Genomic DNA, 15908 nt, shown 5'->3' with positions numbered 1-15908 from the left:
CCGGCGACCGCCGGTCGGCCGCAGGCGTACGAGAGAGGAACGATCATGGGCTACGCCCGCGAGTACGCGTCCGCGGTGCTGTGGCGGGGCCGGGTCCCGATGGAGCCCGCCGACTTCGTACCCGACTGGGCCGACCGCCCCAGGAAGGACAAGTACTACCCCGCCGCCCCGCACTTCCCGCTGCCCGACTGCCCGCCCGACCCGCCGGGCGGGATCGAGCGCGGCCTGTTCGGCCCGGCCGGCGAGGACGGCTTCACGCTGCCGCTGCTCGGCGGGATGCTCAGGGACTCCTACGGACTGACGGGCCGTCGGCTCGGCGTGCAGGCCAACTCCGACCTCGGCACGCTGCCCCGCTACCCGCACGCCAACTTCTCCCGCGGCACCGCCTCGGGCGGCGGCCTGTACCCCATCGGCATCCACTGGGTCAGCGGACCCAGCGGCCCGCTCACCCCCGGGGTCCACCACTACGCCACCCCGCACCACGCGATGCGGCGGCTGCTGACCGGCGACGTGACCCCCGACGTCCGGGCCGCGCTCGGCGGGCTCGCCGCGGACTGCGACCAGTTCCTGGTGCTGACCGTCAAGTTCTGGCAGAACGCCTTCAAGTACAACAGCTTCGCCTACCACGTCGTCACCATGGACATCGGCGCGCTGCTGGAGACCTGGCGGATCTGGGCCGCCGCGCAGGGCCTGCGCCTCGGCGCGGCGCTCTGGTTCGACGAGGAGCGGCTCGGCCGCCTGCTCGGTCTGGAGCCGGACGAGGAAGGCGTGTTCGCGGTCGTCCCGCTGCGCTGGGCGGGCGGACCGGACGCGGCGCAGTCGACCGAGCCGACCGGGGCACAGGTCCGGGCCGTCGACCAGGAGCGGTCGCGGACGGTGCTCTCCTTCGACACCGTCCGGCGCATCCACCGGGCGACGCTGGACGGCGCCGCCGAACGTCCCGCCCCGGGGGTGCTGGACGCGGCGCTCGACACGGCCTGGGCGCGCCTGCGGGCGGCCTCCGAGCCCGCCGAGCCGGTCGGCGAGCCGATCGTGCTGCCGGCGGCCGAGCAGCCGGCCCTCGGTGCCCGGGCGGCACTGCGGGCCAGGCGCAGCAGCTTCGGGCGGTTCAGCGGGCGGCCGCCGATGAGCGCCGCGCAGCTCGCGGGGGTGCTCGCCGCCGCCGCGACGGCCGGCCGACTGACGGGCTGCCAGGAAGGACCGGACGAGTACTCGTTGACCAGGCTGCACGTCTTCGTCAACCACGTCGCGGACGTGCCGGCCGGGGCCTACGCCTACGAGCCGGCCGAACGGGTGCTGCGGCCGGTGCGGCCCGGACCGCACGGCTGGTTCCTGCAACGGAACTACTTCCTGGACAACTACAACCTGGAGCAGGCGGGGGCGGTGATCCTGGTCAGCGCACCCACCCCCGCCGTGCTGGACGCCGTCGGCGACCGGGGCCTGCGCCTGGTCAACGCCGCCGTCGGCGCGAGCTCGCAGGCCCTCTACACCGCGGCCCCCGCGCTCGGCCTGGCCTGCGGCGTCGCCCTCGGGTTCGACTCCGTGTCCTACACCGAGCACCTCGGCCTCGCCGACGGCGAAGAGCTGCCGCTGCTGATCATGATGGTCGGCCAGGAGCACCGCAGCCCCGCCGACTTCGACCACGCGATCGTCTGAGGGGCGGAAGAGACAGTGACCACCACGGAGTTCACCGCGCCCCCCGAGGGTGCGGCGCCCAACGGCGGGCGATCACGGCAGGTGCTCGGGCCGCGCTTCATGCTGCGCGCCGGCGGGCTGCCCGTCGAGGCCGTGCACGGCCTGCGGTCGGACGAAGTCTTCGACTGGGCTGAGGAGTTGATCGCGGAGGAGGAACGGCTCGCCGACCTCGGTGCGCGGCTCAGCGAACCGCTCTCCGCCCTGGTGAAGCTCGCCGAGGACGCCGAACAGCGCCGCCTGGTGCTGTACCTGCGGCGGCGGGTGTTCAACAACCGGCTGCCCGAGCGGCCGGCCGCCGCGCTCGAACTGGTCGGCCGGCTGGACCCCGCGACCGGCGAACTGCTCGCCCAGTGGCTGCCCGCCCGCCGCCGGCTGGCCCAGCTCCAGGAGACCGGGCTGCCCGCCTTCGAACGCGAACTCGTTCGCACGCGGGGCGAGTTGCGCCGGCTGGCCGGTCTGGACGAGCTGCGACTCGGCCTCCTGCTCGCCGCCCCGTCCCTGGAAGCCCGCCTCGACGGCCTCGCCGCCCCGACCGCCACCCCGGACAAGCGCACCCGCAAGGCCGAACGGTCCCTGCTCGCCTACCTCTACCGCACCGCCTGCAAGACCAGCCCCTTCAGCACGTTCACCCCGGTCGCCGTCGGAACCTTCTCGCCTGCGGCGGGTTCGAACCGGGAAGAGCGCGGGCTGGAGGGTGCGGGGGCACTGGACGGGGCCGGGGTGCGGTTGGGGGCGGGGCGGGGGAGCCATCCGCGGCTGAACGTGGTGGTGTTGGCGCGGCTGGCGGAGCTGGTGGCGCGGGACCCGGTGCGGCGCGGGGATCTGCCGGTGGCGCCCGCGTCCGGGATGGAGCTGACCGAGGACCGGGTCCGGTATGTGCGGCGGTCGGTGACGGCCGGGGACGTCGGTGCGGCGGTGAGTTTCGACGCGGCGCGGGACCGGCTGTTCTTCCTCCGCCTGAGCGGGGTGCTGGAGCACCTGCTGGAGCTGTTCCGGCGGCGGCCGCTGATCCGCTTCGGCGAACTCGCGGCCGCACTCGCGGCCGAGCTCGACTCCGGTCCGGAGGACGCCGAACGCTACCTGGAGGCCCTGCTGGAGGTCGGCATCCTGCAACTTCCGCTGCTGGCCACCGATGTGCACACCGGCGATCCGCTGCGCGCGTTCCGCTCGGCGCTGCGCTCGCTGGAGCGCCCGTGGGCGGAGGCGGTCGCCGACCGTCTCGCCGCGCCGATCGCCGCGCTCGACCGCTACGCCGCCGGGGACGTCCGCACCAGGCGGGCACTGCTGGCCGAGGTCCGGGTCGAACTGTTGGCCGTACAAAACGAGTTGGGCGAGCAGCAGGCGGTGCTGCCGCAGACCTTGCTGTACGAGGACGTGGACGCGGGCGAGGTGCGGGCCGATGCAGGGCTGTGGGCCGAGCTGGCGGCAGAGCCGCTGGCGGAGCTGGGCCGCATGCTGCCGGTGTTCGACCTCGGCCTGGCCCAACGGCTGACGCTGAAGGGGTTCTTCCTGGCGCGGCACGGTCGCGGCGGGCGCAGCGAGGACCTGCTGCAGCTGGTGCACGACTTCCACGAGGACATCTTCAACCAGTACTTGCAGTTCACCGCCACCAAGTCGGCGAAGGTCGAGCACGGGGCGTACCCGCCGGAGGAGAACTGGCTCGGCCTGCCGGAGATCACCGCCCTGGACCGGGCCCGCGCCGAACTGGTCCGCCGGATGCGCCTGCGGTGGGAGGAACTGCCCCGGGAAGTCGAGGAGTTGGCCATCACCGAGGCCGACCTGGCGGCCGTGGCGACCGAACTCGGCGCGCTGGGCGGCACGTTCGCACCGCACAGCCACTTCGTCCAGCTCTCTCCGGCGGCCGACGATCCGCGGGTGGTGCTCAACCACTCCTACGGCGGCCTGTGCTTCCCGTTCACCCGGTTCACGCACTGCTTCGAGTCGGGCGAAGGCAGCGGCGAGGGCGGCGGCCTGTCGGCCGCGCTCGGCGGCACGCTGCGCGAGGTGACGCCGCCGGGGGCGGTGCTCGCGGAGGTCACCGCGGGCGCGGCGACCACCAACCTGAACCTGCACGCCCGGCTCACCGACTACGAGTTGGTCTGCCCGGGCGAGACCAGCACCGCGCCCGAGGACGCGCAGATCCACCTCGACGACCTGTACGTGGAGCACGATCCGGACGCCGACCGGCTGGTGCTGCGCTCGCGGCGGCTCGGCGCGGAGGTGATCCCGGTCTACCTCGGCTACCTGGTGCCGATGGTGCTGCCGGAGATCCCGCGCAGCCTGCTGCTGTTCTCGCCGACCTCGCGGGTCACGCCCGAGCTGTGGCGCGGGGTGCCGACCGGCGCGGCGTCGCACGGGGTGACCCGGCGTCCCCGGGTCCGGTACGGCAGCCTGGTGCTGCACCGGCGCAGCTGGACCGCGGCAGCCGACGCGCTGCCCCGGTTCCCGCCGGGCGCGGGCGAGTCGGAGCGGTACCTGGAGTGGCAGCGCTGGCGTCGCCGGCACGCCCTGCCCGTGCGGGTGTTCGCCCGCGCGCACCCGGAGGGCGTGGCGGCGCTCGGCGCGGCGAAGCCGCAGTACGTGGACTTCGCCAGCCCGCTGTCGCTGACGGCGCTGGACGGGCTGCTGGCCGGCGGCGCCGGGCGGCTGGTGCTGGAGGAGATGCTGCCGGGCGAGGAACTGCTGCACGTGCGCTCCGACCAGGGGCGCCACGTCGCCGAACTGGCCCTGGAAGTCCTGCCCGGCCCGCGGGCCGCCGCGCCCGAACCGGAGTCGACGCCCCGCGCGGAAGCCGCCGCGCCCGAGCCGCGGCAAGGAGAGCCGAACCATGACTGATCCGACCACACCCCCCAGCGCCCCCGGGGCCGCCCCGGGCGACTGGCTCGCGCTGCACGTCTTCTACGCCGCCAGCCCGCGCCCGCTGCTGCTGCAGTGCGTCCGCCCGCTGGTCGCCGAGCTGACCGACGAGGGCCTGCTCGCCGGGTACTTCTTCATCAACTACTGGCTGGAGGGCCCGCACCTGCGGCTGCGGCTGCGACCCGCCGGCGCGGGGGCGGCCGCCGAGGTGCGGGAGCGGGCCGAGGCGGCCGTGGCGGAGTTCCTGCGCCGCCGCCCGGCGCTGTACGAGGTGAAGGACAGCTTCTTCGCCGAGCTGTACAACACCATGTTCGAGCTGGAGTACCGCGAGGAGGAACGCGAGCGCCTGCTCGGCCCGGACGGCCGGATGAGGCTGCGCGAGAACAACACCTTCAGCCTCGAACCGTACGAGCCCGAGTACGGCAAGTACGGCGGGCCCGCCGGGATCGAACTCGCCGAGTGGCACTTCCAGCACTCCAGCGACCTGGTGGTGGAGGCCACCCGCACCATGAACCTGCACCTGCGCACCGTGGTGCTGGGCCTCGGCGCGCAGCTGATGCTGACCATGGCCTCCTGCTTCCTGCCGGAGGAGGACGACCTGCTGGCCTTCCTCGACCGCTACCACGCGTTCTGGAACGGGGCGTTCGAGGGCACCAACTTCACCGCGCAGCAGGGCTACGACCGTGCCTACGCCAGCATGGGCGAGGCGCTGCCGGCCCGGTTCCGGGCGATCCGGGCGGCGGTCGCCGGGCAGACCCCGGAGCGGCTGCCCACCGTGCTGCGCGGCTGGGCCGAGCACTGCCTGCAGCTGCGCGACCGGGCCGCGGCAGCGGCCCGCCGCGGCGAGCTGGTCTTCCGTTCCTGGGACGGCGAACGCGACCTGGTGGTCACCGACCCGGCGCAGGCGCTGCCGATGCTGCTGTTCCCGTACGCGCACATGACCAACAACCGGCTGTCGGTGACCGTCCGCGACGAGGCGTTCCTGTCGTACATCCTGGCCCGCGCCCTGCGCGAGCCGCAGCCGGCGGCGGCGTCGTGAGCGGCCGTCAACTCCTCGCCCTGCAGCCGAAGGTCCGCCCCGAGCTGCGGCTCGCCCGGCCGCTGCGGCGCGGCGCCGCGGAAGTCCACCTGGTCTGGGACCCGGTCGGCGGACGGCAGTTGGAGCTCGGGCCGAAGGAGCACTTCATCATCGCCCGGCTGGACGGCACCCGTTCGCTGGCGGAGGTCGGCGAGCAGTACGCCGTCCGCTTCCGGGCCCGGCTCGGCGAGCCGCAGTGGCAGCAGCTCCTCGGCCTGCTCTACGCCCGCGGGCTGCTCGACCACGCGCCGGCCCCGGAGCCGCCGCAGGCCGCCCCGCCCGCCCGGTCCTCCGCGCTGTCCGGCCGGGTCAAGCTGGTCGCCGACGCGCCCGCCCTGCTGGACCGGATGCACCGGGCCACCGGCTTCGCCCGCCGCCGCAGCGTGCTCGCGCCGCTGCTGGTGCTGGTGACGGCGCTGCTGGCCGGAGTCGCCGTCAACGCCCGCACCCTGCTGGGCGAGACCGCGCGGCTGGCGGAGAACCCGGTGGCGCTGCTCGCCGTCGGCACCCTGCTGTGGACCAGCCTCGCCCTGCACGAGCTCGCCCACGGGCTGGTCGGCCGGGCCTTCGGCGGGCAGGTCCGGGAGATCGGACTGCGCTGGCGGCTGCCGATGACCTACCTGTACTGCGAGGTGGAGAACGTCCGGTTCTTCCGCCGCCGCCGCGAGCAGATCGCCACCGCGCTGGCCGGGGCGGTGATGAACCTCGCCTTCCTGCTGCCGTTCTACCCCGCCTGGCTGCTGCTGCCCGACCACGCCCAGGCCCGGCCGTTCCTCGGCGCCCTGCTGCTGCTCGGCACCGCGGTCGCGCTCGGCAACCTGCTGCCGCTGCCCCCGCTGGACGGGTACAAAGCGCTCGGCTACGCCTTGGACTGCCTCCAACTGGCCACCGAGAGCCGCCGGTTCACGGTCCTGCTGGCCCGATCGGCCGTGCGCCGCGACAGCGCGCCGCTGCGCGGCTATCCGCCCGGGCTGCGGCTCGCCTACGGCGGCTACGCGCTCGGCTGCGCCGTCCTGACCGCGGCCCTGTTCGCCGCCCTCGGCGGGCTGTTGGCGCACCGGTACGGCGCCGCCGCCGGGTGGCTGCCGGTGGCGGCGGCGCTGGCGGCCCTGGTGCTGTGGGCGGCCGGGCAGGCGCTGCGGGCCCACCGGGCCCGGCAGGTCGGCGAGTCGGGCAAGCACAGCGAGCAGGTGACGTGATGACGGCAGGTCCGAAGGTCGGGCAGGGACGGAGAGCAGTGATGAGCACAGGTGACGGCCGCCCGGACACGGCGGCGGTGGCACTGGACGGCGTGCGCAAGCGCTACGGCGACGTGCAGGCACTCGACGGAGTGTCACTGACCGTGGAGCGGGGCGAGTTCTTCGGCATCCTCGGCCCCAACGGCGCGGGCAAGACCACCCTGGTGGAGATCGTGGAAGGCCTGCGGACACCGGACGCGGGCACCGTCGCGGTGCTCGGCGAGAGCCCCTGGCCGCGCAACACCGCGCTGCTGCGCCGCCTCGGCATCCAGACCCAGAGCTCGGCGTTCTTCACCCGGCTGACCGCCGCGGAGCACCTGCGCACCGTCGCCGCGCTCTACCGCCTGGACGTGGCCGCCGCCGGGCGCGCCCTCGACCTGGTCGACCTCGGCGACCAGGCCGGCCGCCGGGTCGACCAGCTCTCCGGCGGGCAGCGCCAGCGCCTGGCGCTGGCCACCGCGCTCATCCACGAACCGGAACTGATCTTCCTGGACGAGCCGACCGCGGCCCTCGACCCGGCGGCCCGGCGCTCGCTCTGGGAGGTGCTGCGCGCCCTCAAGGGCGACGGGCGGACCATCGTCTACACCACCCACCACCTGGACGAGGCCGAGGCGCTGTGCGACCGGGTGGCGATCCTCGCCCGGGGCGCCGTGCTCGCCGTGGACACCCCCCGCCACCTGATCAAGTCGCTCGCCGCCCCGACCCGGCTCCGCGTCCCCGCCTACCGGCTGGCCGCCGAGGACGCCCTCCGGCTGGCCGGCGTCGACCAGGTGACCGTCGAAGGCGCCGAGCTGGTGATCTCCACCCGGTCCGCCAACCAGGTGCTGCTGGCCCTCGCCGACCTGGTCGACCTGGAGGAGATCACCACCCGCACGGCCACTCTCGAGGACGCCTACCTCGAACTCACCGCGTCCGGGACCCGCTCGTGAACGGCCACCCCGGACCCACCGCAACGGAGCGCCGACCGTGAACGCCTACACCGCCGTGACCAGGGCCAGCTACCTGGCCTACCTGCGCGACCGCACCTCGGTGATCTTCACCTTCGCGTTCCCGCTGCTCTTCCTGATCGTCTTCGGGGCGCTGTTCCAAGGACAGTCCGTCGACGGCGGCCTGTCGTACATCAACTACATCGCCCCCGGCGTGCTCTCCTGGGGCATCGGCAACGCCGCCCTGTTCGGCGTCGCCTTCACCCTGATGCACTGGCGCCGCGACGACCTGCTGCGACTGATCTGGCGCACCCCCACCCCGCTGCCCACCGTGCTCGGCGCACGCTACGCCGTGGCGCTCGGCACCGGAGTGGTGCAGGCGCTGCTGTTCACCGTGGTCGCCGTGGCCGCCTTCGGCCTGCACCTGTCCGGCTCCTGGCCGCTCGCCCTGCCCGTGCTGCTGTTCGGGATCACCGCGTTCGCCGCCCTCGGCCTGGTGGTCGGCACCCTCGCCAACACCTCCGAGGCGGTGGCCGCGATCGCCAACTGCGTGATGGTGCCGATGGCCTTCCTGTCCGGCGCGTTCTACCCGATCGACCTGATGCCGGGCTGGCTGCAGGGCCTGTCCCGGGCGCTGCCGCTGCGCTACTTCGACGAGGGCGTCACCGACGCCGTCGGCGGCCGCGGCGGAGACCTGCTCCCGTTCCTGGACTGCGCCGCACTGGCCGGCTTCACCGTCGTCCTCGCCCTGATCGCCGCCCGGACGTTCCGCTGGAGCAACCGCAACTGACCAGCAGACCAAGCAGTGTGACGCCCCGTCAGGCCCGTCGAGCGGCGGGCATCCCGAACCGTCCCCGGTCGCCGTGAGCCGGGACCCTCCCGGAGGCACCAGATGACCAGCCCCGCCACCGCCGCCTTCGAGGCCGCCAGGGACCGGATGGAGCGTCAACTCGCCGAACGCGCCGCCGCCGACTCCATCCCCGCGCCCCTGGTGGCCGTCCTCGGCGGCACCGACCTGCTGCGGCCGGAGCCCGCCGACGCCGCCCGCCGGCGGGCCCGGGCCACCGTCCACCTCACCGCCCAGACCGTCCTGATCGGCCCCTGGGGCGGCGGCCCGGACACCCCGCCGACCTGCGGAACCTGCCTGGCCATGCGCTGGCAGCGGCTGCGCAGCCGCACCGAACGCGACGCCCTGGAGACCGGCGACGCCGCCACCCTGGCCGGCCCCGGCCTGCCGCCGCTGCCCGACCACGCCGTCGACGCGGTCTGGGCCCTGCACCGGCTCACCGCCGACGCCGCCGGGCACCAGGACGGGCTGCCCCGGGTCTCCCGGCTGGATCTGGAGACCCTGCGGGTGCAGACCGTCCCGCTGCTCGCCGAACCGCTCTGCCCGTCCTGCGCCGCCGAGCACCCCGAGGAGCCGGCCGGCCGCGCCGTCCTGCCCCTGGTGTCGCGGCCCAAGCCCGCCCCCGACCGGCGCCGCCTGCGCGCCGCGGACTCCTACCGGCTGCCCGAGGCCGCGCTCGCCAACCCGGTCTGCGGGGTGCTCGGCGCCGGCACCTGGTCCGACGTCGTGTCACCGACCACCGCGCCGGTCGCCGGCACGGTCTTCATGCGCGGCTACGCCGGACTCAGCGACGTCACCTGGAGCGGCCAGGCCAACTCCTTCCGGGCCAGCCGCTCGCTCGCCTTCCTGGAAGGCCTGGAACGCTACGCCGGAACCCACCGCCGAAGCCCCGCACCGCTGTTGACCGACTCCTACCACCACCTCGGCGCCGCCGCCCTCGACCCGCGCGCGTGCGGAACGTACGCGCCCCGCACCTACGCCGAGGACCCGATGCTCGGCCCGTTCGACCCGGACCGGCCCATCCCCTGGGTGCAGGGCTGGTCCCTGCGCGACCAGGCGCCGATCCTGGTCCCCGCCCGGCTCGTCCACTACAGCGCCGGCGTCGCCGCCGACAACTTCGTCTTCGAATGCTCCAACGGCTGCGCCATCGGCAGCTGCCTCGAAGAGGCGATCCTGTTCGGCCTGCTCGAACTGATCGAGCGGGACGCCTTCCTGCTCGGCTGGTACGGCAACGCCCCGCTGCCCGAGATCGACCTGTCCGCCAGCACCGCACCCGCCCTGCGCGCCATGCTCGACCGGGCCCGGCTGCTCGGCTACGACGTGCACGCCTACGACAACCGGATCGACCTCGCCGTCCCCGTGGTCACCGCTCTCGCCGTGCGCCGCGACGGGGGCGCCGGCACGCTCGCCTTCGCCGCCGCCGCCGGGTTCGACCCCGAGGAGACCGTCGAATCCGCGGTCTCCGAGATCCTCACCTACATCCCGCACCTGCCCGGCCAGGTGCGCGAACGGCCCGCCGAACTCGCCGCGATGGCCGAGGACTTCGACCTGGTCCGCCGACTCCCCGATCACGCCGCCCTGTTCGGTCTGCCGCAGATGGCCCGCCACGCCCGCAGCTACCTGGAGCCCGCCGCACCCGCCCGCCCCGTCGCCGAGCTCTACGCCGACTGGGCCGAGCAGTGCCCGCGCGGCACCGACCTGCTCGACGAACTGCTGTACTGCCGCGACCGGTTGACCGGTGCCGGGCACGACGTCATCGTCGTCGACCAGACCACCCCCGAGCAGCGCCGGCTCGGCCTGCACACCGTCGCCACCCTGGTGCCCGGCCTGCTGCCCATCGACTTCGGCTGGACCCGCCAACGCGCCCTAGAACTGCCCCGGCTGCGCACCGCGCTGCGCCGCGGCGGCCTGCGGGCCACCGATCTGGCCGAGGACGAGATCCGCCGCGTCCCGCACCCGTTCCCGTAACCGCCGTGCGGCCGGCGGCCGTTCACTCAAGCCGCCGCCGGCCGCTCGCCGCACCGGAGCACCGCCGGGCACGTTCGGGAACGACCGGTGGCCCCCCGTCCGCGAGGACGGGGGGCCACCGGTCGAGCGGTCGCCGGATCAGGCGGTGCAGCTGGTGGTGCTGGTCGTGCTGGAGCAGGTGCTGGTGCTCGAGCAGCTGGTGGACGAGCCCAGCATGACCTCGCTGGTGTCCGAGTAGTCGCTGATCTCGAAGGTCTCGGACTCGAGGTTCAGGATCTCCTCGGCGAGCGACGCGAGCGAAGTGTCGGCCATGGCACTTCTCCTTTCGGTGCGGGACGGGCGACCCGGCCACGACGGCCGGACCGGCGGCAGGCGGAGCGGGTGGGGTTCGAAAGAACTCCCCTCGCTCACACGACAGTTCTATCGACTGCCGCTGGCGGCACGGGGCGCACCGCACTGACAACCCACTGACCACCCGACCCGCACCGCGTCGCCGAAGACCCGACGCGCCGCCGAAGGAGCCCGCCCGATGACCGCCCCCGCCGTGCCGACCCCCGCGGAGCTCGCCCGGGCCGCCGAGCTCTACCTCGACCTGCACCGCCACCCCGAACTGTCCGGCGCGGAGGAGCGCACCGCGGCCCGGTTCGCCGCACCGCTCGCCGACGCCGGCTACCGGGTCACCCGGGGCATCGGCGGCCACGGCGTCGCCGCCGTCCTGCCCAACGGCCCCGGACCGGTGGTGATGCTCCGCGCCGAACTGGACGCGCTCCCGGTGGCCGAGCGCACCGGCCTGCCGTACGCCAGCACCGCCACGGGCGTCACCGCCGACGGGCGGCAGGTCCCGGTGATGCACGCCTGCGGCCACGACGTCCACCTGGCATGCGCCGCCGGGGCCGCCGCCGCGCTGGCCGCTACCAGGGCGGCCTGGCGCGGCACGGTGCTGGTGGTCGGGCAGCCCGCCGAGGAGACCCTGTCGGGCGCGCGGGCCATGCTCGCCGACGGCCTCTACCGGCGCTTCGACCCGCCGTCGGTGGTCCTCGCCCAGCACGCCGCGCCGCTGCCGGCCGGGATGGTCGCCCACGGGCGGGGCCCGGTGACGGCCGGCAGCCGCACCCTGCGCGTGGTGATCCACGGGCGGGGCGGGCACGCCGGGGCGCCCCACCTGGCGGTCGACCCGGTGGTGGCGGCCGCCGCGGTGGTGCTGCGACTGCAGTCGATCGTCGCCCAGGAGACTTCCCCCGCCGAGCAGCTGGTGGTCACGGTCGGCTCCCTGGAGGCCGCCGGCCCGGGCAACGTCGTCCCCGACCGGGCCACCCTCACGGTCACCGTCCGCGGCTTCGCCGAGGCGTCCCTGGACCGGGCCGCGGCAGCCGTGCGGCGGATCGTCGGCGGCGAGGCCGCCGCCTCGGGCTGCCCCCGCGAGCCCGAGATCGAGGAACTCTCCCGCTCCGGCGTCAACCTGCCCGACCCCGAGCTCGCCGAGCAGCTGCGCACGGTCCATCAACGGCTGTTCGGGGCGGCCCGGGTCGCGGACTGGCCGCCGGCCCTCGCCACCGAGGACTTCCCGCTGTTCGGCCCGGCCGGCGCCGACCTGCACGGCGTGCCCGGCATCCGCACCGCGTACTGGATGCTCGGCACGGTCGGCCCCGAACAGTGGGCCGCCGCGCCCGGCACCGGAGCGGCCGGGAAACTCGCCGCGCTCCCCGCCAACCACTCACCCGAGTTCCGCCCGAACGTCGGCACCACCCTGCGCACCGGCATCGCCGCCCTCACCGCCGCCGCCACCGGCTGCCTCGCCCGGAGCTGATGCCCGCAGCCCAAGTCAGTGGGGTGAGCCGCGTGTGGCGACCACGAAGCCGGGTAGGCGGGATGACTGTCATAGCGGGCCGGCCGCCAGAACCGGTCCCACGCCTTTTCGAGGACATCTCATGAAGAACTCGAAGTTGGCTGCCGCCGTGGTCGCGGGCTACTTTCTCGGGCGCTGGCACAAGGCGCGATGGGCAATGGCTCTGGCAGGCATGGCTGCAGGAAAGAAACTCAGCGCCAATCCCGGCGTTCTGCTCGGACAGCTCATGGAGTCGTCACCGCAACTGCGCCGCTTGGCGGACGAGGTGAAGGGCAACCTGACCGAGGCCGGCAAGGACGCGGCCGTCGCGGTCGCGAGCAACCGGATGAGCGCCTTCACCGACCGCCTCCAGGAACGCACCGACGCGCTGCGCGACGGAAGCTCGCGCGACGAGGACTCCGGCGAGGACTCGGGCGAGGACGACTCGCAGGACTCGCAGGCCGAGGAGCCGGAGGAGGAGTACGAGGAGGAGGACGGCGAGCCGGAGCAGACCGAGGACACCGAAGCCGCCGGCGAGGACGAGGAGGAGGACGAGGAGCCCGAGGAGCCCGAGGAGCCGGAGGAGCCGGAGGAGGAGCCGCCGCGCCGCCGTGCCTCCCGCAGCAGCGGGTCGAGCCGATCCGGCACCACGGCGAAACGCGCATCGCCGGCCAAGAGCAGTACCGCATCCCGTGGTTCCCGGTCGGCCTCCTCGTCGCCCGCGAAGAAGACCGCGAGCAAGGCTCCCGCGAAGAAGGCACCGGCGAAGCGGACCCCCGCGAAGAAGACCGCGTCCTCGTCCTCCGCGCGGAAGTCGACCGGAACGGCGTCGGCCCGGAAGAGCACCGGCACCCGAACGTCGAGCCGGAAGAAGGGATGATCGGCCATGGCCAGGAGTTCCGAGGACGGCCGGTCCGGGCAGGGCGGCGTCCTGGAGGCGCTGCCGACCGAGCGGCTGATGGAGCAGGCCCGCGAGCTGATGTCGGCCCTGGGCGACCACGCGGTCGAGCTGGCGAGCGACAAGGTCGGCGCGGTCACGGAGCGGTTGGTCGGGTTCGTGGCCGACGGGGGCAGTGGTGACGGCGGCGGTGGAGGCAAGACGTCCATCGCCAAAGCCGTACTGGGGGCGGGCGCGTCCGGCGTCAAGCAGGCCGTCACCGGCGCGTTCAGCCGGGGCGGAGGCAGCGGCAAGGGCGGCAAGGGCGGCGGCAAGGACACCAAGGTCACCAACATCGTGGAGCAGATCGACGTCGGAGTCCCGGTCCGGGTCGCCTACAACCAGTGGACCCAGTTCCAGGACTTCCCGAAGTACACCAAGAAGCTGGAGAACGTCGACCAGTCCGAGGACCAGAAGCTGACCTGGAAGGCCGGCATCTTCCTCTCGCACCGCACCTGGGAGTCGACCATCGTCGAACAGGTCCCGGACGAGCTGATCGCGTGGCGGTCCAAGGGCGAGAAGGGCTCCGCGGACGGCACGGTGACGTTCCACGAGCTCGCGCCCAACCTGACCCGGATCCTGCTCGTGATCGAGTACCACCCGCAGGGCCTGTTCGAGCGGACCGGCAATCTGTGGCGGGCCCAAGGACGGCGCGTCCGACTGGAGTTGAAGCACTTCCGGCGCCACGTGATGACCCGGACGGTCCTCGACCCCGACAGCGTCGAGGGCTGGCGCGGGGAGATCCGCGACGGCGAGGTGGTCCGGTCCCACGAGGACGCCCTCGAAGAGGAGCAGCAGGAGCAGGAACCGGAGGACGGCGAGGACCAGGAGCAGCCGGACGACGAGGAGGGCGACTACGAGGACGAGGAGCCGGACGAGGACGAGGAGTCGGACGAGGACACCGGGGACGACGAGTACGCGGAGGACGAGCCGGAGGACGACGAGGAGTACGACGACGACGCGTACGAGGACGAGGACGAGGACGACGCCGACGACGCGTACGACGACGAGCCCGCGAGCGACGAGGAGGAGCCCGCCGAGCGCGGCTCCCGCCGCACGCCCGCGCGGAAGAGGTGAGACCGGTGACAGTGGCCCCACGCGCCGGGCGTTACATGGACCGACCCTCCTCCAGCGGTCTGGTGGACGTGATCGACCTGATCCTGGACAAGGGCCTGGTCATCGACATCTACGTGCGAGTCTCGCTGGTCGGCATCGAACTGCTGACGATCGACGCGCGCATCGTGGTGGCGAGCGTCGACACCTACCTGCGCTTCGCCGAGGCGGTGAACCGGCTCGATCTCACCCAGGACAAGAGCGAAGGCCTGCCGGAGTTGATGCAGGACCTGAACGAGGGCGGCGCCCGGCACAAGACGCGCGGCGCGCTCGAAGGCGTGAAGGACAAGGTGTCCGACCTGATCGGTGGTGACGACGGCGAGGAGGAGGACGAGCAGCCGGAGGAGCGGCCCCGTCGGCGGCCGCGGGCAGCCCGGAAGGAGCACGACCGATGAGTGCCGCTGACGCGCAGGAGTTCGCCTGCTACGTCTACGGGGTCGTCCCCGCCTCCACCCGCGAACCGGAGAACGTCGCCGGAGTCGGCGACCCGCCCTCACCGGTGACCCTGGTACGGCACCGGGGGGTCGCGGCGGTGGTCAGCGACATCGACCCGGCCCGGCCGCTCGGCACCCCCGGTGACCTGCTCGGCCACGCCCGGGTGCTGGACGCCCTGGCGGCCGGGCACACGCCCGTCCTGCCGTTCCGGTTCGGCGCGGTGGTCCGCGACCCGGCGGCCGTCGCCGACGACCTGCTCGCCCCGCAGGAGCAGCGGTTCCAGGCAGCACTGGAGGACCTCGCCGGCCTGGCGCAGTTCACCGTCCGCGCCGTCCACCGGCAGGACCGGCTGCTGCGGGAGATTGTCGAGCAGCGGCCGGACATCGCCGAGCTGCGCGAGCAGGTCGCCGCGCTGCCCGAGGACGCCTCCCGTCACCAGCAGATCAGACTGGGCGAACTCGTCGCCGACGAACTCCTGGCCCGCGCCCGTGCCGACGCCGACCAGCTGGTGGCGGACCTCGGACCGCTGGCCGTGGCGACGGCCGGCACGGAGGTGGCGGCCGACCAACCGGTCGGCGTCTCCTTCCTGGTGGCCGCCGACCGCTGGGACGAGTTCGAGCAGGCCGCCGGACGACTCGGCGCCGCCTGGGACGGGCGGATCGACCTGCGGCTGCTCGGCCCGCTGGCCCCGTACGACTTCGCCTCCCAGCTGGTCGACGCACAGGGGCGCGGGTCATGGGACTGATCACCGGCTTGCTCACCCTGCCGCTGGCCCCCGTCCGCGGGGTCACCTGGGTGGCGGAACGCCTGTACGAGCAGGCCTGGCGGGAGCTCAACGACCCGGCCGTGATCCGCCGCCGGCTGACGGAGATTCAGGTCGCCCGGGAGGCCGGCACGATCAGCGAGGAGGACGCGGCCCGCCAGGAGGAGGAACTGGTGCGGCGACTCCTGCCAGGCGCCCCGCCACCCGAGGGCAGGGAGGTGTGAACC

At 74.1% G+C, this 15908-nt stretch carries 14 protein-coding genes; 13 read left to right on the top strand and 1 reads right to left on the bottom strand.

Annotated elements, in window-relative coordinates:
• The first annotated feature begins 45 nt into the window (after positions 1-45).
• The 7 genes from BX266_RS04020 to BX266_RS03990 all read left to right on the top strand — a co-directional run bounded on the left by BX266_RS04020 (position 46) and on the right by BX266_RS03990 (position 10608).
• Positions 46-1656 (top strand): nitroreductase family protein, encoded by a 1611-nt coding sequence (locus BX266_RS04020; RefSeq protein WP_099897547.1) that lies wholly within the window; start codon positions 46-48, stop codon positions 1654-1656.
• Between the two features lie 15 nt (positions 1657-1671).
• Positions 1672-4530, top strand: coding sequence for a lantibiotic dehydratase (locus tag BX266_RS04015; RefSeq protein ID WP_310794768.1), 2859 nt, complete (start codon positions 1672-1674; stop codon positions 4528-4530).
• On the top strand, positions 4523-5590 hold the full coding sequence (locus tag BX266_RS04010; protein ID WP_099897546.1) for a lantibiotic dehydratase C-terminal domain-containing protein: 1068 nt from the start codon (positions 4523-4525) through the stop codon (positions 5588-5590). Before BX266_RS04015 ends, BX266_RS04010 begins: the two co-directional genes overlap by 8 nt.
• Positions 5587-6828 carry a M50 family metallopeptidase gene (locus BX266_RS04005; RefSeq protein WP_099897545.1) on the top strand — a complete coding sequence of 414 codons (1242 nt, stop codon included), beginning with the start codon at positions 5587-5589 and terminating at the stop codon, positions 6826-6828. Before BX266_RS04010 ends, BX266_RS04005 begins: the two co-directional genes overlap by 4 nt.
• Before the next feature lie 41 nt (positions 6829-6869).
• The gene (locus tag BX266_RS04000; protein WP_099897544.1) at positions 6870-7796 is read left to right on the top strand and encodes an ABC transporter ATP-binding protein; all 927 of its coding nucleotides are present in this window, start codon (positions 6870-6872) and stop codon (positions 7794-7796) included.
• Positions 7797-7833: 37 nt separating this feature from the next.
• A complete protein-coding gene (locus BX266_RS03995; RefSeq protein ID WP_099897543.1) occupies positions 7834-8583 on the top strand; it encodes an ABC transporter permease in 750 nt (249 codons plus the stop codon).
• 102 nt (positions 8584-8685) lie between these two features.
• Positions 8686-10608 carry a TOMM precursor leader peptide-binding protein gene (locus tag BX266_RS03990; RefSeq protein ID WP_180290369.1) on the top strand — a complete coding sequence of 641 codons (1923 nt, stop codon included), beginning with the start codon at positions 8686-8688 and terminating at the stop codon, positions 10606-10608.
• A gap of 138 nt (positions 10609-10746) precedes the next feature.
• Here the strand turns inward: BX266_RS03990 and BX266_RS03985 are convergent, their stop codons facing one another.
• The gene (locus BX266_RS03985) at positions 10747-10920 is read right to left on the bottom strand and encodes a thiazolylpeptide-type bacteriocin (protein WP_035858840.1); all 174 of its coding nucleotides are present in this window, start codon (positions 10918-10920) and stop codon (positions 10747-10749) included.
• A 217-nt stretch (positions 10921-11137) separates the two neighbouring features.
• On the opposite strand from BX266_RS03985, the gene BX266_RS03980 reads away from it, so the two are divergent.
• From BX266_RS03980 to BX266_RS03955, 6 genes are all read left to right on the top strand, one after another.
• Positions 11138-12415 carry an amidohydrolase gene (locus BX266_RS03980; protein WP_099897542.1) on the top strand — a complete coding sequence of 426 codons (1278 nt, stop codon included), beginning with the start codon at positions 11138-11140 and terminating at the stop codon, positions 12413-12415.
• Positions 12416-12551: 136 nt separating this feature from the next.
• Positions 12552-13313 (top strand): hypothetical protein, encoded by a 762-nt coding sequence (locus tag BX266_RS03975; RefSeq protein ID WP_147437089.1) that lies wholly within the window; start codon positions 12552-12554, stop codon positions 13311-13313.
• Positions 13314-13319: 6 nt separating this feature from the next.
• Complete coding sequence (locus tag BX266_RS03970) at positions 13320-14447, top strand: SRPBCC family protein (protein ID WP_099897540.1); 1128 nt, start codon at positions 13320-13322, stop codon at positions 14445-14447.
• Between the two features lie 5 nt (positions 14448-14452).
• A complete protein-coding gene (gene gvpJ / locus BX266_RS03965; protein WP_399168964.1) occupies positions 14453-14878 on the top strand; it encodes a gas vesicle protein GvpJ in 426 nt (141 codons plus the stop codon).
• Positions 14875-15663 (top strand): GvpL/GvpF family gas vesicle protein, encoded by a 789-nt coding sequence (locus BX266_RS03960; RefSeq protein WP_099897538.1) that lies wholly within the window; start codon positions 14875-14877, stop codon positions 15661-15663. Before gvpJ ends, BX266_RS03960 begins: the two co-directional genes overlap by 4 nt.
• Positions 15654-15905 carry a gas vesicle protein GvpG gene (locus BX266_RS03955; protein ID WP_099897537.1) on the top strand — a complete coding sequence of 84 codons (252 nt, stop codon included), beginning with the start codon at positions 15654-15656 and terminating at the stop codon, positions 15903-15905. Before BX266_RS03960 ends, BX266_RS03955 begins: the two co-directional genes overlap by 10 nt.
• Positions 15906-15908 lie beyond the last annotated feature (3 nt).

The sequence above is a fragment of the Streptomyces sp. TLI_171 genome, from assembly GCF_003610255.1.
GTDB lineage: Bacteria > Actinomycetota > Actinomycetes > Streptomycetales > Streptomycetaceae > Kitasatospora.
This window is presented reverse-complemented; position numbering and strand designations above follow the sequence as displayed.